17 protein-coding genes are annotated in these 20,450 nt (G+C 56.8%); 14 read left to right on the top strand and 3 right to left on the bottom strand.

What is annotated here, in order from left to right; genetic code table 11:
• The first annotated feature begins 3 nt into the window (after positions 1–3).
• Genes SPE70_RS10805 through SPE70_RS10815 form a run of 3 tightly spaced genes read left to right on the top strand, consistent with a single transcriptional unit; the run spans position 4 to position 2,009 of the window.
• Complete coding sequence (locus SPE70_RS10805; RefSeq protein ID WP_008805202.1) at positions 4–1,218, top strand: PP2C family protein-serine/threonine phosphatase; 1,215 nt, start codon at positions 4–6, stop codon at positions 1,216–1,218.
• Entirely contained in the window at positions 1,208–1,546 is a 339-nt protein-coding gene (locus tag SPE70_RS10810; protein WP_012541991.1) for an STAS domain-containing protein, read from the top strand. Before SPE70_RS10805 ends, SPE70_RS10810 begins: the two co-directional genes overlap by 11 nt.
• On the top strand, positions 1,539–2,009 hold the full coding sequence (locus SPE70_RS10815) for an ATP-binding protein (protein ID WP_032700986.1): 471 nt from the start codon (positions 1,539–1,541) through the stop codon (positions 2,007–2,009). Before SPE70_RS10810 ends, SPE70_RS10815 begins: the two co-directional genes overlap by 8 nt.
• A gap of 53 nt (positions 2,010–2,062) precedes the next feature.
• On the opposite strand, the gene SPE70_RS10820 is transcribed toward SPE70_RS10815, so the two are convergent.
• Positions 2,063–2,251 carry a cold shock small protein YmcF gene (locus SPE70_RS10820; RefSeq protein WP_008805199.1) on the bottom strand — a complete coding sequence of 63 codons (189 nt, stop codon included), beginning with the start codon at positions 2,249–2,251 and terminating at the stop codon, positions 2,063–2,065.
• 301 nt (positions 2,252–2,552) lie between these two features.
• Positions 2,553–3,467 (bottom strand): LysR family transcriptional regulator, encoded by a 915-nt coding sequence (locus SPE70_RS10825; protein WP_064170157.1) that lies wholly within the window; start codon positions 3,465–3,467, stop codon positions 2,553–2,555.
• A gap of 109 nt (positions 3,468–3,576) precedes the next feature.
• Here SPE70_RS10825 and SPE70_RS10830 point away from each other — a divergent pair, with 109 nt between their 5' ends.
• Entirely contained in the window at positions 3,577–4,338 is a 762-nt protein-coding gene (locus SPE70_RS10830) for an SDR family NAD(P)-dependent oxidoreductase (RefSeq protein WP_324726592.1), read from the top strand.
• Positions 4,339–4,495: 157 nt separating this feature from the next.
• On the opposite strand, the gene SPE70_RS10835 is transcribed toward SPE70_RS10830, so the two are convergent.
• Positions 4,496–5,062 carry a DJ-1/PfpI family protein gene (locus tag SPE70_RS10835; RefSeq protein ID WP_008805196.1) on the bottom strand — a complete coding sequence of 189 codons (567 nt, stop codon included), beginning with the start codon at positions 5,060–5,062 and terminating at the stop codon, positions 4,496–4,498.
• Positions 5,063–5,692: 630 nt separating this feature from the next.
• On the opposite strand from SPE70_RS10835, the gene tssB reads away from it, so the two are divergent.
• The 10 genes from tssB to SPE70_RS10885 all read left to right on the top strand — a co-directional run bounded on the left by tssB (position 5,693) and on the right by SPE70_RS10885 (position 20,391).
• Positions 5,693–6,184 carry a type VI secretion system contractile sheath small subunit gene (gene tssB, locus SPE70_RS10840; RefSeq protein WP_004176434.1) on the top strand — a complete coding sequence of 164 codons (492 nt, stop codon included), beginning with the start codon at positions 5,693–5,695 and terminating at the stop codon, positions 6,182–6,184.
• 42 nt (positions 6,185–6,226) lie between these two features.
• Entirely contained in the window at positions 6,227–7,771 is a 1,545-nt protein-coding gene (gene tssC, locus SPE70_RS10845; protein WP_012541984.1) for a type VI secretion system contractile sheath large subunit, read from the top strand.
• A 9-nt stretch (positions 7,772–7,780) separates the two neighbouring features.
• A complete protein-coding gene (gene tssK / locus SPE70_RS10850) occupies positions 7,781–9,124 on the top strand; it encodes a type VI secretion system baseplate subunit TssK (RefSeq protein ID WP_163594390.1) in 1,344 nt (447 codons plus the stop codon).
• A complete protein-coding gene (gene tssL, locus SPE70_RS10855; RefSeq protein ID WP_063106111.1) occupies positions 9,121–9,810 on the top strand; it encodes a type VI secretion system protein TssL, short form in 690 nt (229 codons plus the stop codon). Before tssK ends, tssL begins: the two co-directional genes overlap by 4 nt.
• Entirely contained in the window at positions 9,807–11,513 is a 1,707-nt protein-coding gene (locus tag SPE70_RS10860; protein WP_063106112.1) for an OmpA family protein, read from the top strand. The genes tssL and SPE70_RS10860 overlap by 4 nt, the downstream gene beginning before the upstream one ends.
• A 4-nt stretch (positions 11,514–11,517) precedes the next feature.
• Entirely contained in the window at positions 11,518–12,009 is a 492-nt protein-coding gene (hcp, locus tag SPE70_RS10865) for a type VI secretion system effector Hcp (protein ID WP_023340018.1), read from the top strand.
• A 264-nt stretch (positions 12,010–12,273) separates the two neighbouring features.
• The gene (gene tssH / locus SPE70_RS10870) at positions 12,274–14,928 is read left to right on the top strand and encodes a type VI secretion system ATPase TssH (protein ID WP_064170155.1); all 2,655 of its coding nucleotides are present in this window, start codon (positions 12,274–12,276) and stop codon (positions 14,926–14,928) included.
• A gap of 1 nt (position 14,929) precedes the next feature.
• The gene (locus tag SPE70_RS10875) at positions 14,930–17,416 is read left to right on the top strand and encodes a type VI secretion system Vgr family protein (RefSeq protein WP_168443355.1); all 2,487 of its coding nucleotides are present in this window, start codon (positions 14,930–14,932) and stop codon (positions 17,414–17,416) included.
• A gap of 1 nt (position 17,417) precedes the next feature.
• Complete coding sequence (locus tag SPE70_RS10880; protein WP_064170153.1) at positions 17,418–18,467, top strand: T6SS immunity protein Tli3 family protein; 1,050 nt, start codon at positions 17,418–17,420, stop codon at positions 18,465–18,467.
• Positions 18,457–20,391, top strand: a complete 1,935-nt coding sequence (locus SPE70_RS10885) for a T6SS effector phospholipase Tle3 domain-containing protein (RefSeq protein WP_032735391.1) — start codon at positions 18,457–18,459, stop codon at positions 20,389–20,391. Before SPE70_RS10880 ends, SPE70_RS10885 begins: the two co-directional genes overlap by 11 nt.
• The last annotated feature ends 59 nt before the right edge of the window (positions 20,392–20,450 follow it).

The following is a 20,450-nucleotide window of genomic DNA, read 5'->3' on the forward strand; positions in this document are numbered from 1 at the left end:
GCGATGTCGGCACAGCACGTCCTGATTGTTGAAGATTCGCTGGTTTATCGTCGGCTCTTGAGCCGAATGTTGACGCAGTGGGGCTATATCGTCAGTGAGGCGGAAAACGGCGTCGCCGCGCTGGCGATCCTCGAAAACCAGCCCGTCAGCCTGGTGATTAGCGACTGGGAAATGCCGGAGATGAATGGCCTGACGCTGTGCCGGGAAGTTCGCCGTCGCCAGTTTGGTCACTACGTTTATCTGATATTGCTCACCGCTCGCGAAGATCCGGGCGATTTAACGCAAGGGTTTGCGGCAGGGGCCGATGATTTTCTCAGTAAGCCAGTTGAGCAGAGTGAACTGCGGGCGCGACTGCACGCCGGGGCGCGGATCCTCTCCCTTGAAGCCGACCTCGCCGCGCGCAATACGCGGCTAAGTGAAGCGCTGCGGCAGATTGAACAGGATCTGGAGCTGGCGGCGCGCATTCAGCAGTCGGTTCTCCCGGCTCATCAGCTGTGCTATCAGGGTTTTTTCTCCGACTGGATTTTCCTGCCGTCGGCCTGGGTATCGGGGGATATTTTTAATGTTTTCCCGCTGGGGGAGCATCTCGGATTTTACTGCGTGGATGTCTCCGGGCACGGCGTGGGGGCGGCGATGATGTCGCTTGCCGTCGCCCGCCAGTTTCTACATGGCAGGGCGGTTGAGCGTTTTCTTTTCTCTGCTGATAACCAGCCGGCATCACCTGCCGAGGTAGTGCAGATCCTGAATGGTCGTTTTTGTAGCGACGAGGCAGAGATTGTCAGCTATTTCACCCTGATCTATGGCGTCATCGACCTCACAACCGGTGAGGGGAAACTGTGTCAGGCCGGGCATCCCACGCCGTTTATCGTCACCGTTGATGGAAGTGTGCGCTCGGCCGGTAGCGGTGGGGCGCCGGTGGGGTTGATAAACCATCTCTCATGGGCAGATGTCAGTTTCTCGCTGGCGCCAGGAGAGCGGCTTTGCCTGTTCAGCGACGGTATCACCGAATGTGAAAACCGGAGCGGTGAACAGTTTGGCGAAGCGCGTTTACAAGCGTGGCTGCAGGACAGTGTGACGCAGCCGCTGCCCGCGCTGCTGCCGCGGTTTGCCCGGCACTTGATCCACTGGCGCAATGGCGACGCGCAGGAGACCCAGGCGATGGCCGATGATGTTTCACTCTTGATTATTGAACGTACAGGGGACAGTGATGAAAATTGAAACCGAACGGCAGGCCTCGGTGACGATCCTGACGCCGGCGGTGCGTCGGCTGGATGCTTCCGTCGCAGTAGCCTTTAAATCGGCAATCGCCCAGGAGATAGGCGAAGCGCCCGGCGATCTGATTGTTGATTTCAGCGAAATTGATTTTATCGACAGTAGCGGTCTGGGAACCCTGGTTTCTCTGATGAAGATGATGAACGGGAAAGGGGAGATGACGCTGTGCGCGCTGAATCCTGGCATCCGCAATATGTTCACGCTGACCCGTATGGATCGTATTTTCCGCATTTGCGAGGATCGCACCTCGGCACTTGCGCAGTTAAATGAGTGACGTGCCCGTGAACAACATCATGATGTTTCCTGCCGAACTCACCTCGCTTTCACCGCTGGCGGAGTGGCTTGCCCAGCAAATGGCTTCGCTGCCTGTTGCGGACGAGTGGCGTTTTGCGCTCGATCTCGCCGCCTGTGAAACGGCAACGAATATTATTCGCTATGCGCTGCATGAGGATCGGGAAAGTCGTTTTGGTGTGGAATTTAGGGTCGCGGACCGACGGGTGACGCTGCGCTTTACCGACGCGGGGGAAACCTTTCCCGCCGAGCGCCTGGCGCTGGCGCGTGGTGATGAGCATTTCGATGTCGATCCGTTAGCGGAAAGCGGTAGAGGCTTGCGGCTTATTCTGCGTGCGGTGGACTTTTTTGACGTTGAAATGAATGCAGGGAAAAATATTACCACCCTGATAAAAGCGTTGCCTGATCCCCCTGTTAATTATTCAACCGACAAAAACGGCGGTTGAGAAAAAGACGTCATCCGCCTGGCGGATAACAGGCATGCTTTACCCGCGCATACTTATTGTTGTGCCTGCGCAGTAGACTGCGCGCCCAGATGACGAGGGCGGATAGCATCAAATGTCATCATCGCCGATTTGCAGAAAATGCATTTCGCACCAAAGGGATTTTTTTCCGTCACATCAAACTGGGACGTTCTGTACTGGGAGCCATGGCAGCATGGGCATCTAAAATGGATATGTTCAATCATAATGTAAACCTTGTATGGGTAATGTTCTGTTGAAAGACAAAGGTCGTTTTCAGGAAAATTAACGCGGCTATTTTTTGTTAGTGGTAAGCCGGGTTTTGGGTCAGATGGCGGCTTATTTCGTGAGCCGATAGGGGATCTGACAGGGCCTGTTTACAGAAAAAGCAAAATACTAACGGGACTGCTCAAAGGAAGGTGGTATCAGGGATAACGCCTGGAGATGAGAACGCGTACTCAGATAATAACTTTTCGTCTGGTAAATCGACACGACGATTAACGCACGTGCCGCGAATAATAGCAAATATTATTTTAGCCTTCCGGATGCCTGCTGTGTCAGGGGAGCCTTCATCAGCGCCGTCACCCAGTCGATAAATACCTGTACCCGGGCAGAGAGCTGCCGGCTGCTGGGATAGAGCAGGGAGAGCGGGAGCGGCGCAGGGCGAAAATCGGCCAGCACTTCCGTTAACGCGCCCGACGCCAGATCGGCCTCAAGGCGGGGCAAGGGGGCCTGATACAGGCCAAAGCCAAGCCTTGCCGCTTCGGCGCCGACGTCGGCATCGGAGGTCAGCAGCCGACAGGGCAAACTGACCTCGCTCTGGCGGCCATCCTGGGTAAAGCTCAGCGGCAAGGTACGTTGCGTGCGCGATGAAACAAACCCGATCATCACGTGGCCCGTCAGTCCTTCAATCGTATGCGGGGTACCGTACCGGACGAGGTAGGCCGGACTGGCGCAGGTGATTTCCTGCAGCCTCGCGAGCGGCCGGCAAATCATCTCGCTGTCGGGGAGATGGCCGCCGCGAATGACGCAGTCGACCCCTTCGCGAACCAGATCGACGTCGCGCTCGCTTTCGCCGATCTGCAGCGTAATGGCAGGATAGCGGGCGAGAAACTGTGGCAGCGCGGGCAGCAGCAGGGTTCGCGCCAGATTGCCCGCCACGTCCACGCGGATAATACCGGCAATGCTCCCCCCGGCGCTGCGGTTGGCCTCCTCAAGGGCCGCCAGAATAGCCACGCAGCGCTGATAATACAGCGAGCCCTCCGCCGACGGTCGTACGTGCCGGGTGGTGCGCTGCAGCAGCCGCGCCCCGAGACTGGCCTCCAGCGCCTTTATGGCCGCGGTCGCCACCGGCCGGGAAAAACCCAGATCCGCGGCGGCGGCGCTGAACGAACCTCGTTCGACGATGCGCACGAACAGGGTCAGGGTATCCAGTTTATCCATGGCATTGTTCCAGCTGGCAAAACAATCCTGTCGCGCAACGCGGTCTTATCGTCGGCATGCAGAAGCCTATAATCTGCTCATGTTTTCAGCAGAGTAAAAAGGGGGAGACATGAACAATAGCGCAAAAATTGGCCTGGTGACAGGCGGCAGCCGCGGCCTGGGGCGCGCGACCGTTGAAGCGCTGGCTCAGCGCGGCGTGAACGTGGTATTGACCTACAACGCGCATTTTGTCGAGGCGAACGAGGTGGTCGCGCGGGTTGAAGCTCAGGGCTCGCGGGCGATTGCGTTGCCCTTCAGCGCCGGCGAAACCGACACCTTTGACGGATTTGTCAGCGCCTTTCAGGAGGCGCTGGCGGAGCTGGGGGCCGATCGGTTTCATTGCCTGGTCAATAATGCCGGCAATGCCAGCGGCATGGGTTTTCTTAACGCCACGGAAGCGGAATTCGATGCGCTGTATCGTATCCACGTGAAGGGCGTTTTTTTCCTCAGCCAAAAACTATTGCCGCTGCTGGCCGATGGCGGACGGATAGTGAATGTCTCGTCCGGGCTAACTCGTATCGTGATGGCGAACCGGGCGCCCTATGCGATCATGAAGTCCGCGGTGGAAACCCTGACCCGCTATATGGCGTTTGAGCTGGGCAGTCGCGGAATTACGGTGAACTGCGTGGCGCCCGGCGCCATCGCCACCGATTTCAGCGGCGGGGTGGTGCGGGATAACCCGCAGGTCGCTCAGGCGGTGGCGAACATGACGGCGCTGGGTCGACCGGGGGTGCCAGAGGATATCGGGCCGATGATCGCCTCGCTGTTATCCGATGATCATCGCTGGGTGAATGCCCAGCGCATTGAGGTTTCCGGGGGAATGCGCATCTGAAGCGAGGGGACTATCCGGCCAACGTTTTGCTGAGTTGAGTCAGGTTAAGCTGCTGCGGGAACGGCTAATCAAACACCGCCGTGCCGGTGGGAAGGAGAGCACCAGCGCGGCGATGGCCAATTCCCTTCGCCAGAGACAACGCTTTCTCTACAGGCCGTTATTCCGCCAGCAGGGCGGCGAATTTCGCCAGCCACTGCGGGTGAGCCGGCCAGGCAGGGGCGGTAACAAGGTTACCGTCCACATGCGCCTGGTCGATACCAATATCCGCATAGTGCCCACCGCTCAGGCGCACTTCCGGGGCACAGGCGGGATAAGCGCTGCAAGTGCGGCCCTGGAGAATACCAGCGGCGGCCAGCAGCTGTGGGCCATGGCAGACGGCGGCGATAGGTTTACGCGCGGCGTCGAATGCCTGTACCAGTTTAATAACCTCCTCGTTCAGGCGCAGATACTCCGGCGCCCGGCCACCGGGGATCACTAGCGCGTCATAGTCCTCGGCCTTCACCGCGGCAAAATTGGCGTTCAGGGTGAAGCGGTGCCCCGGCTTTTCGCTATAAGTCTGGGCGCCGTCAAAGTCATGGATCGCGGTCATGACATAGTCGCCAGCGGCTTTATCCGGGCAGACGGCATCGACCTGGTGGCCAATCATCTGCAGTGCCTGAAAAGGGACCATCGTTTCGTAATCTTCGGCATAATCGCCGACCAGCATCAGGATCTTCTTGCTCATCATTTTTACTCGTTGTGGGAGAAAGGTGTCTTAGATATAGCCTGGCGATCCGCAGAATGCGACCCCCTCAGGATGCCGAAGACGGTAGCGTGTGCATCTTGCTATCGGGGTCATGTTTTTTCTGGTAACGACAACTTTTGCCGACATCGCCGTGTGGTCAGTCACCCGGGGAAATAGCCTTTTTCAGCTACTGACGGCTGTCTGTGGTGGAAAATATCGCGGGTTCCGCAGGCCTGTGTGCCAGGGCTGTTGACGGTTCAGCGTGAACGAAAACAGGAGAAGTGGCTTAAATGCGTGCTTGATCTGCTAACGATAATATCAATTATCTCATGGCAATATTATTCACGGGAATTGTCGCTATCATATTCATTTAATCTATTTTTTTTATCGCCTTGATGATATGTGATGTGAACATTCATGTGTTCAATGTTAATTGAAGGTGTTGGCTTTGAACTTTATATTTGGCTGTAAATGATTCATTGTCGTTACTAATAAAATAATTTTGTTTGCCTTGTGAATGCATTAAAGAAATATTCTTGTTAAGTTGATCGATAATCTGTTTTTGCTCTATTATCATCCGGTTTTTATCGTCAACTCTTCAATAATTATTCCTTAAGGAAAGGAACTGCTATGGCTGATACGTTCCAGAATGAAGTCCCCAGGGCGCGCATTAATCTCAAATTATCTCTTCATACCGGCGGCGCGCAGAAGAAGGTCGAACTGCCGCTGAAGCTGCTTACCATTGGCGATTTTAGTCATGGTAAGGAAAACCGGCCTTTATCGGAAAGAGAAAAAATCAACGTCAATAAAAATAACTTTAACAGCGTACTTTCGGAATTTAGCCCGGAAGTTAACCTCTCGGTGCCGAATACGCTGGCCGGTAATGGTGAAGAGGAGAATGTCAGACTGCGTTTTACCGACATCAAAGATTTTGAACCGGAGCAGGTTGCCCGGCAAATACCGCAACTCCGCGCCATGCTGGCGATGCGTAATTTATTACGCGATCTCAAATCCAATCTGCTTGATAACGCCACTTTCAGAAAAGAGCTTGAGGCAATCCTGAAAGATCCGGCGCTGTCCCAGGAATTACGCGACGAAATGAGTGCGCTTGCCCCGAAATAATGGCGGGGCAAGTCTGTTAATGGATTAACCGGGAAAATGCTAATGTCTGTTACCACAGAAAACGCCCCTGTTCAGGGGCAAACCACGCTGCAGGAAAATAGGGCGGGCGAGGGCGTTTACGCCTCGCTGTTTGAAAAAATTAATCTCGCCCCGGCGTCTCACCTCGGGGATATCAACGACTTTCTGGACGATGCCGCGCTCTCCGAAGCGCCGGCGGCGGAGCGTCTCACCGCGGCGATGCAGGTGTTTATGGATCGCATCCGTCAGTCCGGTCAGCGGGTGGAAAAGCTCGACAAAACGCTGATTGACCACCATATCGCCGAACTGGATTTCCAGATAAGCCGTCAGCTGGACGCGGTGATGCACCATCAGGAGTTTCAGCAGGTCGAATCCCTGTGGCGCGGCCTCAAACAGCTGGTGGACAACACCGACTATCGGCAGAACGTCAAAACGGAGATCCTGGACGTCGCCAAAGACGATCTGCGCCAGGACTTTGAGGACGCGCCGGAGCTTATCCAGAGCGGACTCTACTGGCACACCTATACCGCGGAGTATGACACCCCCGGCGGCGAGCCGATCGGCTCGGTGATCTCGGCCTATGAGTTCGACGCCAGCCCGCAGGATGTGGCGCTCCTGCGCAATATCTCCCGCGTCTCTGCGGCCGCCCATATGCCGTTTATCGGCGCCGTCGGCCCGGCCTTCTTCCTGAAAGAGACCATGGAAGAGGTGGCTGCTATTAAGGATATCGGCAACTACTTCGATCGCGCGGAATATATCCGCTGGAAATCATTTCGTGAAACCGACGATGCCCGCTACATCGGTCTGGTGATGCCGCGCGTGCTGGGTCGTCTGCCGTACGGTCCGGACACCGTGCCGGTGCGCAGCTTCAACTATGTCGAGCAGGTGAAAGGTCCGGACCACGAAAAGTATCTGTGGACCAGCGCAGCGTTCTCCTTCGCTTCCAATATGGTGAAGAGCTTTGTCAATAACGGCTGGTGCGTGCAGATCCGCGGTCCGCAGGCCGGCGGCGCGGTGAAAGATCTGCCCATCCACCTGTACGATCTGGGCACCGGCAACCAGGTGAAAATTCCTTCCGAGGTGATGATCCCGGAAACGCGGGAGTTTGAGTTCGCCAGCCTGGGCTTTATCCCGCTGTCGTACTACAAAAATCGCGATTACGCCTGCTTCTTCTCGGCCAACTCCGCGCAGAAACCGGCGCTGTACGATACCGCCGACGCCACCGCCAACAGCCGCATCAACGCGCGTCTGCCTTACATCTTCCTGCTGTCGCGCATCGCGCACTACCTGAAGATGATCCAGCGCGAGAATATCGGCACCACCAAGGACCGGCGGCTGCTGGAGCTGGAGCTGAACACCTGGGTGCGGAGCCTGGTGACTGAAATGACCGACCCCGGCGACGAGCTGCAGGCCTCCCATCCGCTGCGCGATGCCAGCGTGGTGGTGGAAGATATTGAGGATAACCCAGGCTTCTTCCGCGTGAAGCTTTACGCGGTGCCGCACTTCCAGGTCGAGGGGATGGACGTCAATCTGTCGCTGGTTAGCCAGATGCCAAAGGCGAAGGCGTAGGTTCGGACGATGATGAAAACGGAACGTCCGTTGTGGGGCCGGGGCATTATGGTGTCGCCCCAGCATTTTCAACAGCAGGCTGCGTATGCAGCCTGGACTGCGGAAGTGATTGCCCGGATAGGTCTTAACCATCCATGGGGAGTGGTTGAGGCGACCTTCGAACCAGAGATGCTTAAACTGGGCCGCCTGCAGGCTCACAGGCTGCAGGTCCGGTTCCAGGATGGCACGATGATTGATACGGACAATGCCGATGCGCTGCCGTCCGCGCTGTCACTGGACGGCGCGGACGGCGAGGCGGTGATCGTGCTGGCGCTGCCCCTGATGCAGGCGAATGGCGGCAACTGCCTGAAGCCGGAGGAGGTGGCCGAAAGGCCGGTGCGCTTCCGGCAGCACTGGCGCGATGTCCGCAACCAGTTCGGGGAAGATACCCGACAGATTGCCGTCATGCAGCCGGAGCTGACCCTCCGTTTCGCCCATCAGGACAACAGCGATTACCTGACCTGTCCGCTTGTTCGCCTGCAGCGGGACTCGCAGGGGGCCTGGCTTATCGACGAGACGTTTCTCCCGCCGCTGCTGCAGATCCAGGGCAGCCGCTGGCTGGCGACGCAGCTTGAACAGCTGCTTACTCAGCTTCGGGCTCGTCTGACGCGCCTGATGGCCATGCGTCGCGAGAGCAATGAACGGATGGCTGATTTTGCCGTGGCCGATGTCTCTCTGTTCTGGTTGCTGAACGCGCTGAACAGCGCCGAGCCGGTGCTGGGGTACTTTCTGCGTTACCAACTGAGCCCGCCGGAACGCCTCTATCCGGAGCTGGCGCGCCTGGCTGGCAGCCTGCTGACCTTTTCGCTCACCCATCAGGCGAATGCCGTCCCGATTTATCAGCATGACCAGCTGAACGCGGTTTTTCCGCCGCTGTTTGATTTACTGAGCGACCTGCTGGAGGCGAGCCTGCCGTCGCGGGTGGTGGCGATTGCCCTGGAGCATGATGCCCGGCTGCACTTCTGGCAGGCGCGCCTGCACGATGCCCGGCTGCGGGAAGGGGCTGATTACTATCTGTCGGTTCGTTCGTCGGTACCGGTCGCCCGATTGCAGGAGCAGTTCCCGCGACAGTGCAAAGTGGGCAGTCCGGATCATGTCAAAGCCATCGTCAACTCCTCGCGGACAGGGGTGCCCCTCACGCCATTGCGTCATGTGCCGGCGGCGATCCCGCTGCGTCTGGAAAATCAGTATTTCAGCCTCGATGTGTCCCACCCTCTGGCGACGGAAATGCTGCAGAGCGGCACCTGTATGTTTTACGTCCCGGGGATGCTCGGTGAGCCTGAACTTGAACTTTTTGCGGTACTACGAACGTGAATGAGCCTAAACGCGGTAACGCCGCGTCCATTGATATTGATGCGCTGCTGCAGAACACCTGGCTACAGGTTATCAGCCTGCGCCACGGCCCGCAGTTCCGCGATGAGGAAGGGTACACGCTATGGCAGCGCTGTATTGCTGATGTCGAGCGCGTGCAACATGAGCTGAAGGCGAGCGGGCTTGATGACGCCAGCTGTCAGCATATTCTCACCGCCCAGTGCGCGCTGCTCGATGAAGCCGTGAAAGGGCGCGGCGTGGAGGATGAGGCCTGCCTGCAGTGGTATGACATTCCGCTGCAGGGGCACTTCCTCGGCACCATGGACGCCGGCGACACCCTGTGCGAGCGGATGCGCGATGTGCTGCGTGAACCGGCGCCCGACCTGGCCGTGGTCACCTGTTTTCAGCGGGTGATGCTGCTGGGTTTTGTTGGCAGCTTTCGCTCCCTCAACGATCCCGAGCGCCTGAAGCTGATCAACGCGCTCAGTGAGCATGTCCCACCTTTTCAATGCCCGTCAACCGCTCCCGTACTGGTAGAGAATCGCGCCGGACTGGGGATAAGCGGCTGGCTGGCCTCCTGGCCCGTGCGAATTGGCCTGAGCGTGATGGTGGTACTCGTCCTGTGGTGGGGGCTGAACCACTGGCTCGATCACCTGCTGCTGACCCTGTTACCGGGGACGGTGAAATGAGCCCCGCGCAGCAGCGTGGGCTGGCGCTGTGGACCAGCCTGCTGAGTGCGCTGGTGTGCCTGCTATTTTTGCCGGTTCCCCGCTGGGGGGCGTGGCTCATTCTGCTGGTCACGCTGGCCCTGATCATCGGGATCTGGCGCATCGCCAGTCGTCGTACCGGGCGTAACGTCGCGTCAATCCTGGACCCTCTCCCGGAGGGCGCTTATCGCCAGCCGGTGGTCCTCGTTTGCGGCGATCTGCCGTTTGTCTGGCCGCAAGCGTCACCGGTGCGGGTCGTCAAACAGGGCTGCTGGATCCGCGTGGAAAAGACGGAGGAACTGCAGCAGGTCGCGCGCCAGGTATTGAGCCAGCGGCCGGAATGGGGGCTTCAGCTGTCGGTGCTGCTCTGCGTCTGCCCGCAGCGGCACGCACAAAGCGATGCGCTGACCAGCGCTCTGCTGGCCCTGCGCTGGCAACTCAGCCAGCTGCGCCAGCAGACGGGGTATGCCGTACCGCTGGCGCTGCAGGGGCAGGTGGGCAGCACGATGAGCCCCATCCTGCTCTGGCAGGCGGCGATGCCGGGTAAAGCGGTGAAAGTCTGGCAGCCCTCCTGCGCCCCCTGTTCCGTACCGGCCTGGGTAAGCGCCGGCGGGGCGGCCGCGCTGGAGCAGCAGGTGCTGATGAACAGCCTGATGGGCTGGTTTGAACAGCACGTCCATGCCGTGTTGACGGAAGAGAATACCGACCTGCCGCCTCTGACCCCAGCGGCCGTGCTGTGGGGCCTCGGGCCCTCGCTGCCTGGAAGTCTGGCGTCGTCGGCCTGGACGACGTGGTTATCCCGACATAGCGGCCTGTCGCGGGTAGCTGGCTGGCAGCCTGGCGAGAGCGACACCGGGGACGCTTCAGCCTTACCGGAATTCATCCTGCCGCAGTTACCGGCGGGACGGGGACTCACGCCACGAGGCAGGGCCTGGCGCGCGGCGCTCGCGATTTTCACCCTCGCGGCTGTCGCCGCGCTGCTCAGCAGTGGCTGGAACAATCGACAACTGCTGCAGCGCGTGGGCGTCGATATTGCCCGTTATGAGCGGATTGCGATGGATGATTATCGGCCAAAAGCCAGCGCTGTCAGGGTGCTGCGTGAAGATGCCGCGCTGCTCGATAGCTGGGCGCGTAACGGCGTCCCGCTGCGCCTGAGTCTGGGCTTGTATCGCGGGGAGCAGATTCGCCTGCCGTTGCTGGAGGCTATTCGCGGTTACGTGCCGCCTCCACCGCCGCCCAGGCCGGTGCAGCGCGTCTCGCCGAACGTCATCCGCCTTGACAGCATGTCGCTATTCGATACCGGGAAATGGGTACTGAAGCCCGGTTCGACAAAGCGGCTGGTCAACTCGCTGATGGACATTAAGGCCAGGCCCGGGTGGCTGATCGTGGTGGCGGGCCACACCGACAGCGTCGGTGAGGAAAAAGCCAACCAGCTATTGTCGCTGAAACGTGCGGAATCGGTCCGCGACTGGATGCGCGATACCGGCGACGTGCCGGACAGCTGCTTTGCCGTTCAGGGCTATGGCGAAAGCCGACCAATTGCAACAAACGATACGCCGGAGGGCCGTGCGCTGAACCGTCGTGTCGAAATCAGTCTGGTGCCGCAGGTAGACGCCTGCCGGTTACCGGACCAACCCTCTGCGTCATCCCAGGATGATGGCGCTTCACTACACAATGGAGAGTAATTCCATGGCAATTCCTGTTTATCTTTGGCTGAAAGACGATGGCGGCGCGGACATTAAAGGGTCTGTCGACGTTCAGGATCGTGAAGGCAGTATCGAAGTGGTGGCCCAGGAGCACAACCTGTACATCCCGACCGATAACAACACCGGCAAACTGACCGGCACGCGTATCCATACGCCGTTCCTGTTCACCAAGGAGATCGACTCCTCCAGCCCCTACCTGTACAAGGCAGTGACCACCGGCCAGACCCTGAAATCCGCTGAGTTCAAGTGGTACAGAATCAACGATGCCGGCCAGGAAGTGGAGTATTTCAATACCAAACTTGAGAACGTCAAGGTGGTGAAAGTGAATCCCCTGATGCACGACATCAAAGACCCCGCCTACGAGAAGCACAACCATCTGGAACAGATTGAGCTGCGCTACGAGAAGATCACCTGGACCTATAAAGACGGCAACATCATTCACTCCGATAGCTGGAACGAACGCGCCACCGCGTAATTGCCCGTCATATTTCGCGCCGCTGGCGCGCAGGCGACGTTCGCTCACTCCGGCCGCATCGTTATCGCTGCGACCGGGGTTTATTGCGGACTATCGCCTGATGCGGGCAGCGTTTCTCTGCCCGCCGTTTTTTGCTGAGTGCCTGAGATGCGGGTTCTCAGCAAAGAAAAACACAATCTGTCTGCCTGACCTTGTGCGCTGTGGGTTCCTGTTCGGGAACAGCGACGGGCGGTAGCGTGTCCGGAACCAATAAGAGAGGATCTCATGGAAAATCCAGCCAGCCTGTTACGCCGTCTTAATCCCTGCTGTGCCCGCGCGATGGAGGGGGCGGCCTCCCTGTGTCAGACCCGGGCGCATGCCGAGATCCTGCCCGAGCACTGGCTGCTTAAGCTGCTGGAACAGGGGGAAGGCGATCTGACGGTGCTGGCGCGGCGCTATGAATGGGATATGGATGCGCTGTGGCAGGATCTGCTGAGCTGGCTGGATAAACAGCCGCGCTCGGTACGTCATCGTCCCCAGCTCTCTGATCCTATCCAGATGTTGATGCAGGAGGCCTGGCTGATTGCCTCGCTCAGCGGCGAAGCGCAGATCCGCAGTGTTCACCTGCTGATGGCGCTGGTTGAAAAACAGAATCTGATCCAGTGCGATGGCCTGTGGCCTCTGTTAACGCTGGGCCAGAGCCAGCTGGATCGCCTGCGCCCCTTGCTGGATGCCCAGTCTGACGAACGTCCGCCAGCGCAGCAGGAAGCGGCGCTGGCGCAGCGCCATGGCGGGGACGTGGAATTTGTGGGGCGTCCTGCGAGCGGTGAACTGAATGCGGATGGGCTCAACCCGGCCCTGCAGAACGCGCTGGACAAATTCACTCTCGACGTCACCGCCAAAGCCAGAGATGGCCAGATTGACCCGGTGTTCGGACGCGACACGGAAATCCGCCAGATGGTGGATATTCTCTCCCGTCGGCGTAAAAACAACCCGATCCTCGTCGGTGAGCCGGGCGTGGGCAAGACCGCGCTGGTGGAAGGCCTGGCGCTGCGCATTGCCGAAGGCAACGTCCCCGACGCGCTGAAGCCGGTGTCGGTGCGCACCCTCGACCTCGGTCTGCTGCAGGCCGGCGCCGGGGTCAAAGGCGAGTTCGAGCAGCGGCTGAAAAATATCATTGAGGCGGTACAGCAGTCGCCTTCGCCGGTGCTGCTGTTTATCGACGAGGCGCACACGATCATCGGCGCGGGTAATCAGGCGGGCGGCGCGGATGCCGCCAACCTGCTGAAGCCGGCGCTGGCCCGGGGCGAGCTGCGGACCATCGCCGCCACCACCTGGTCTGAATACAAGCAGTACTTCGAGCGCGACGCCGCGCTGGAGCGCCGCTTTCAGATGGTCAAGGTGGATGAGCCGGACGACGACACCGCCTGCCTGATGCTGCGCGGCCTGAAGTCCCGCTATGCCGACCACCACGGCGTGCATATCACGGATGATGCGGTGCGCGCCGCCGTGACGCTGTCACGACGCTATCTCACCGGCCGCCAGCTGCCGGACAAGGCAGTGGATTTACTCGACACCGCTTCCGCCCGCCTGCGTATGAGTCTCGATACCGTGCCTGAGCCGCTGACCCGCATGAAGGCACAGCTCACCGCGCTGGCGATGGAGAAACAGGCGCTGCTGGAAGATATTGCGCTGGGCAACAGCGCCCGCGGCGAACGGCTGGCGGCCATTGAGCAGGAGGAGATCCGCCTTATTCTGGCGCTGGATACCCTTGAAACTCAGTATGGTCAGGAGCTGCAGCTGACGGAGGCGCTGCTGGCCTGTCGCCGCGATATCTCCCGCCAGGCGGAAATTAACGACCTGCAAAACGCGCTTATTGCCGTCCAGCAGGGCAATCCGCTGCTCGGGCTGGACGTCGACGTCCGCACCGTGGCGACGGTGATTGCCGACTGGACCGGCGTGCCGCTCTCCTCGCTAATGAAAGATGAGCAGACGGAGCTGCTGAGTCTGGAAGAGAGTCTCGGCAAACGGGTGGTTGGCCAGGAGGCGGCCCTGAGCGCTATTGCCCGGCGCCTGCGCGCCGCGAAAACCGGCCTGACGCCGGAGAACGGTCCGCAGGGGGTGTTCCTGCTGGTCGGGCCGAGCGGCACCGGCAAAACGGAAACGGCGCTCGCCCTGGCCGAGGCGCTGTTCGGCGGCGAGAAAGCGCTGATCACCATCAATCTCTCCGAGTACCAGGAGCCGCACACCGTCAGCCAGCTGAAGGGTTCTCCGCCGGGCTACGTCGGCTACGGCCAGGGCGGGATCCTGACCGAGGCGGTGCGCAAACGCCCCTACAGCGTGGTGCTGCTCGATGAGGTGGAGAAGGCCCATCGCGATGTGATGAACCTGTTCTACCAGGTCTTCGACCGGGGGGTAATGCGCGACGGCGAGGGGCGTGAAATCGACTTTCGCAACACCGTGATCCTGATGACCGCCAACCTCGGAAGCGACCTCCTGATGCAGTTGCTGGATGAACAGCCGGAGGCCAGTGAATCAGACCTGCACGAGCTGCTGCGCCCGGTGCTGCGCGGCCACTTCCAGCCGGCGCTGCTGGCCCGCTTCCAGACGGTGATTTACCGTCCGCTGCCGGCGGTTGCGCTGCGCGCCATTGTCGGGATCAAGCTCGGTCAGGTGAGTCAGCGTCTGGCTTGCCATTACGGAATCACCACCACCCTCAGCGAGAGCCTGTTCGACGTGCTGACCGAGGCCTGCCTGCTACCGGACACCGGCGCCCGCAACGTCGACAGTCTGCTGAATCAGCAGATCCTGCCGGCGCTGAGTCAGCAGCTATTGAGCCATATGGCGGCGGGGCAGAAACCGCGCCAGGTGACGCTGGGGTATCACGAAGAGGAAGGCGTCGTGATGGCGTTTGACGAGGGGACAATATCCGATGAGTAGCGTGAAATCGTTGTTGTTCAGCCACAACCACCACCTGCTTTCGGTGAAGGGATGTGAAGCCGGGCTTGATGTGCTGGCGTTTGAGGGCGATGAAGCCCTGAGCCAGCCGTTCCGCTACCGTATCGAATTCACCAGCGCAGACCATGCCATCAGCAAAGAGATGATGCTGATGAAGGCAGCCTCCCTGACGCTGCAGGCGCCGGTGGCTCAGGGCTTCGGCATCAATGTTCAGCAACCCGTGCGGGTGATCCAGGGCGTGGTGACGGGGTTTGAACGGCTCAGTACCTCCAGGGATGAAACGCACTACGCGCTGACGCTCCAGCCGCGCCTGGCGCTGCTTAACCGCTCGCACCAGAACGCCATTTACCAGGACCAGTCCGTTCCGCAGATTGTGGAAAAAATCCTCCGCGAGCGCCACGGCCTGCGCGGTCAGGATTTTCTGTTCTCGCTGACAAAAACGTATCCGCGCCGCGAGCAGGTGATGCAGTACGGCGAGGATGACCTGCGCTTTATCACCCGGCTGCTGGGTGAGGTGGGGATCTGGTTTCGCTTTTCCGCCGACACGCGGCTGCACATCGACGTCGTTGAGTTCTGCGACAGTCAGCAGGGCTATGAGAAGGGACTGACGTTGCCTTCGGTCCCGCCGTCAGGGCAGCAGTCGGCCGGGGTGGACGCGGTGTGGGAGATGGCATGCCGCCACCGCGTCGTGGAGCAGCAGGTCAGTACCCGCGACTACAACTACCGCGAGGCGACGGCGGACATGAACGCGCAGGTGGATGTCACCCGCGGGGAGACCACCACCTTTGGTGAGGCTTACCACTGGGGAGATAACTACCTGACGGCGGGGAATGCCCATGACCGGCATCCGGCGCCGGAGTCCGGGGCGTTTTACGCCCGGCTTCGGCATGAGCGTTATCTGAACGGCCAGACCCGGATGCAGGCCACCACCAGCTGCCCGACGCTCTGCCCGGGGCAGGTGCTGAAGGTCACCGGCGGAGAGGAGGTGGCCGGGGAGTTTGCTGATGGCGTGCTCGTCACGGCGATGCACAGCCACGCCCGGCGCGATGCCGACTTTGCGGTGGAGTTTGCCGGCATACCGGACAGCCCGGACGTCGGCTACCGGCCTGAGCCCGGCGCGCGTCCGGTGATGGCCGGGACGCTGCCGGCCCGCGTGACCAGCACCCGGGAAAACGACACCTACGGGCATATCGACAAACACGGACGCTACCGGGTGAATATGCTGTTTGACCGGGCGCGCTGGGAAACCGGGTTCGAGAGTCTGTGGGTCCGTCAGTCGCGACCGTATGCCGGAGACACTTACGGCCTGCACCTGCCGCTGCTGGCGGGGACGGAGGTGGCGATTGGCTTTGAGGATGGTAACCCCGACCGGCCGTATATCGCGGGCGTCCTCCACGACTCGGCGCACGGCGACCATGTCACCATCCGCAATGACAAACGTAACGTCCTGCGCACCCCGGCCAACAACAAAATCCGCCTCGACGACGAGCGCGGGAAAGAGCATATCAAGGTGTCGACGGAGTATGGCGGCAAGAGCCAGCTGAACCTCGGCCATCTCGTGGATGCTGAAAAGCAGCCGCGCGGGGACGGTTTTGAGCTCAGAACCGACAGCTGGGGCGCTATCCGGGCACAGAAGGGTATTTTTATCAGCGCGGACGGACAGGCGCAGGCCCGGGGGCAGGTGCTGGCGATGGAGCCGGCCCTTGCCCGGCTTTCAGCGGCATTACTGGAGATGGAATCCCTTGCCGCCAGCGCACTTCAGGCTCAGGCCCTGGCTGCTGATGTCAGTCGTCAGCAAAAACTCCTGAAGCAGAAAATTGAACAACTGCATGGGGAGGTGATCCTTGGCAGTGCGCCGAAAGGAATTGCCCTGGTGAGCGGTGAAGATATGCAGTTTTCGGCCAGCGATAATCTGACTCTTACTGCAGGTAAACAACTCGATATTGGTGCACATAAGGACTTTACCATGGCGGTAGGTAAGCAACTGAGTCTGTATAGTCGTGGAGGTGTCAAACTATTCAGCTCGCAAAATGATATTGATATTCAGGCTCAGGGAGGGAATATCACTACTTGGTCGACGGAGGATACGCATATTTCAAGTGGCAGAAAAATGGTCATTACAGCACAGGATGAACTGACGCTGATATGCGGTGGCGGCTATATCAAAATCACTGGTGGGAGTGTTGAAATTGGCGGATCGGGCAAACTGCTGATTAAAAATTCGGGGATAAAGAAAGCAGGCGCTGGCAGTATGCAGGGTGTTATGAGGTCGTTTGAACCCTCAACATTTGATGAAAAATTTATAATCAGAAATGCGCTGACTAAAGAACCACTGCCAGGGAGAGCGTACAAAATTACCATGCCAGATGGTTCAGTTGTTTCTGGTGTAACAGATGATTCTGGAGCAACGTCACTCAATTCATCTGATGTTATCGACAATATGAACATAAGCTTGGTTAAGGCGAAATAAGATGAGATGGAGTCAATCAGACCGGAAAGTACTTACAATTATAGCTATTGTCGGTTTGCTACTGTATGTCATTTATAAAGGCTTACAGTTCCTGTCAGGGGTCAGTATGGGGGCCAGTTTTGGCGTAGGGCTGGGAGGTATGAGCGGTTCTCAGAAGGTGGAGGAATCACGAAAAGTTGAAACTGATGCTCCGCCTCAGGTTCTTTATCGCATAGATAAATATCGATACCTGACACTGGAGAACTACATATCTTGTGATAAGGGGGGGCAGGTTTATTACAATGATACTCAGAGGGAAATAAAAACTCAATTGGGATGGGAACACGAATTTTATGATTTCTCGTATCGCCGTGGTAATTATTTTGCGGCTTATAAAGGAACTGTTATTAATGGCGCGAATAATGGTTATCTGGCGTTCCCTGGTGCATCAACTAGACAGTATTGCGGTAGCGGAAGATCAGCGCAAGGGTGTCCGGTTTTTTTCTTTTTTTCAGCGGATTATGGTAGAACCTTTATATATAAAATTGTAGCGGCGGAATACAGCACACCTGAACGCTTTAGTAAGCTCAAAGTGGTAGTGGCTAATGATGGGGTTTATTTAAGAGATGAGTCTCAAAAAGAGAGTGTGTATTCTCACCCTATAGGTCTTCGCGATCTTTATTCAGTCAATAAATTAAGGTTTTCTGATGGGGCTTTAATAAGTATTTATGATGACTGGCAAAATGAAATTGCCGAGTTAGTGAAGGAGGAGTTGATAAGAAAAAAAATACCTTACGCAAATGAGTATGGGCCAGATTTTCGCATACTTGACTATATTAGAACCTTAACGCCACCGAAAACACGTCATGAAAGTAATTTAATGGTAGATAAATTATCAGAAATTCGAATGGAAATTGAAGATAAAATCTATGGTAGTAGAGTTAAATTCCCTGAAATTTCAACACAAAGTATTGATTCTAAATATACATGTAATAGAAATGTTGGGGCTAAAACCATCACGTATACGTTTGTCACAAGTGGAAAAAAGGAAGTGGTAAAAAATGAGCAATAAAACTGAGCCTATCCGTGAACTTGAATGTAAGTTTGATGATAATGGGAGTCCGTCCTGGGACTCCTTTCCTTCTCATAAAAACTGCCAGGTCAGAGGTGGGTGTGACTTACCACCTCATTTGCCTGGTATTATTATACTTGTACACGGTGTTAACTCGACAGGAGAGTGGTTTTCAGTTGCGGAGAAAAAACTTTGTGAAGGTCTGAATAAAAGACTTGGGTTAACCGGAACATCACATGAACTGGAAACCAATAAATATCTTTTTGACGATAAAATAGATGCTATGCCTCTAATGTCCAGGGATTTACCTGATGTTAATATAAATAAATCTCCCGTAATTCGTTTTTACTGGGGGTATGCTTCGTCTAAAGGTAATGAAGATAGATACATCATACCTTTAGCTAATGAGAAAGGTGTTGATTATCATCAACTAAAAAGGGAAAATATACCCTATGCCAATATTATGGCACAGGGTCCATTTTTCTGGGGCGGCGGGCCATTCCAGAACGGTACAAACAATTTGCATTCTTTATGGAGTGAAAAAGGGTTCAAAGAGAGAGTCGGTGGAGTCAAAGTTCAGTGGCTTAATGAGGATAAGGATCGCCTGTTAACCAATGCGCCACCGCGAAAATACTATGCCCATGCAGCCAAACGCCTTGCAGACATGGTTGACAGTATCCGTAATAAATATCCTAAAGATACAGTCACTATTATTTCTCACAGCCAGGGTACAATGATTGCAATGGCAGCGGTAGCGATAGCTAAGAACGCACCTGATGCATTATTTTTACTTAACTCACCCTACGCATTGGATCACAACGACCTTAATGGCGCGTCACTTCCGGTAGATGAGTGTATTTCGCCAGAAGGCCGGCAGAATACGCTATCTGCCATCATTGACAAGGTGGCCTGCAGAAGAAATCATTTGTCATCTCTTGGCTATGAAGGGCTTTGTGTCGGACAGACGGCAGATAAAAAGAACTGGCGACCTGATGTTGCACTTGTTGGGGAAAATGGAGATGGTCTTGCTGAGCGAGATAATCACGGGCGCACTTACATCTACTTCTGCCCTCATGATCGTGTTATGGGGTCACGCCCGCTACGCTCAATTGGCTGGCAGGGATTACCTAATGATTCACAGGGGCAGCCCCATCCACTGCTGAAAAAGCATCAGGGATATTTATTTCAGCGTATGCTGGCGCGCAGTACTCCATGTGGCGAAACTCCTAATCCCGTTACACCGTTTGCAAAATTGCCGGATGGAAAACCATTCTGGGACGACAAAGGCGATAAATATCAAAGCAGTAGTTTCACCTATCCCGACCCTCCGGAATGGCAAACAGTTTTTATTAATGCGGAAATGGTGCCTGAACCTATAGAGGCTGCAAAATTAGCTGATTTTGACGAATCACGCGTTGGAGCGGAGCATGACGATAGAGAGATAGATGGCTGGGGTGAAATTAACCCGGACAAAAAAAGTAAAAACGACAATACCTATGACAACTATATCAATCTTTACCCCAATCAGGATATTGTGACTGGTTTTAAAAATACGGGTACTGAATCCGAACCAAGAATGGTTCCCGTAACACGTAAGGAGACATTTGAAGAAAAGGATCTTCGCCTGAGGACCTATGTTTCTCAGCCCACGGATCACAGCACTCTGCCAATGCGTGCTGATTTTATGTCTAAGGTGGTCGCATATGACTTACCCATTGGATACTGTGATGCAACCTGGGATAAAGAATTTATGGCTGATTTACGGCGAAAAGCTGACTGGACGCAGGGGGAGGATCCGTATCTCTTCACTGGAATACCTGACAATGTGCCTGAGCCTGATATAATTAGTCGTGAAACTGTTACTGATAAATTTAATAAGGAGAAATATAAATTACCCATGTACAGGTCTGTCAATAAGGCATAAATAAGTGTTAATAAACCATTCGGTTTAATATACGTGATGAATATCAAAATATATATTCA

This window comes from Klebsiella sp. ZJOU C1, from assembly GCF_035620215.1.
GTDB classification, from domain to species: Bacteria; Pseudomonadota; Gammaproteobacteria; order Enterobacterales; family Enterobacteriaceae; genus Klebsiella; species Klebsiella variicola.

Excerpts from the sequence above, each read along its gene's own strand:
- SPE70_RS10820 (WP_008805199.1), bottom strand. The coding sequence starts at position 2,251 with ATGATTGAACATATCCATTTTAGATGCCCATGCTGCCATGGCTCCCAG.
- tssH (WP_064170155.1), top strand. The coding sequence starts at position 12,274 with ATGGAAAATCCAGCCAGCCTGTTACGCCGTCTTAATCCCTGCTGTGCC.
- SPE70_RS10880 (WP_064170153.1), top strand. The coding sequence starts at position 17,418 with ATGAGATGGAGTCAATCAGACCGGAAAGTACTTACAATTATAGCTATT.
- tssC (WP_012541984.1), top strand. The coding sequence starts at position 6,227 with ATGTCTGTTACCACAGAAAACGCCCCTGTTCAGGGGCAAACCACGCTG.
- SPE70_RS10885 (WP_032735391.1), top strand. The coding sequence starts at position 18,457 with ATGAGCAATAAAACTGAGCCTATCCGTGAACTTGAATGTAAGTTTGAT.
- SPE70_RS10805 (WP_008805202.1), top strand. The coding sequence starts at position 4 with ATGTCGGCACAGCACGTCCTGATTGTTGAAGATTCGCTGGTTTATCGT.
- SPE70_RS10835 (WP_008805196.1), bottom strand. The coding sequence starts at position 5,062 with ATGAGCAAGAAGATCCTGATGCTGGTCGGCGATTATGCCGAAGATTAC.
- SPE70_RS10830 (WP_324726592.1), top strand. The coding sequence starts at position 3,577 with ATGAACAATAGCGCAAAAATTGGCCTGGTGACAGGCGGCAGCCGCGGC.
- SPE70_RS10825 (WP_064170157.1), bottom strand. The coding sequence starts at position 3,467 with ATGGATAAACTGGATACCCTGACCCTGTTCGTGCGCATCGTCGAACGA.
- SPE70_RS10815 (WP_032700986.1), top strand. The coding sequence starts at position 1,539 with ATGAGTGACGTGCCCGTGAACAACATCATGATGTTTCCTGCCGAACTC.
- tssB (WP_004176434.1), top strand. The coding sequence starts at position 5,693 with ATGGCTGATACGTTCCAGAATGAAGTCCCCAGGGCGCGCATTAATCTC.
- SPE70_RS10860 (WP_063106112.1), top strand. The coding sequence starts at position 9,807 with ATGAGCCCCGCGCAGCAGCGTGGGCTGGCGCTGTGGACCAGCCTGCTG.
- hcp (WP_023340018.1), top strand. The coding sequence starts at position 11,518 with ATGGCAATTCCTGTTTATCTTTGGCTGAAAGACGATGGCGGCGCGGAC.
- SPE70_RS10810 (WP_012541991.1), top strand. The coding sequence starts at position 1,208 with ATGAAAATTGAAACCGAACGGCAGGCCTCGGTGACGATCCTGACGCCG.
- tssK (WP_163594390.1), top strand. The coding sequence starts at position 7,781 with ATGATGAAAACGGAACGTCCGTTGTGGGGCCGGGGCATTATGGTGTCG.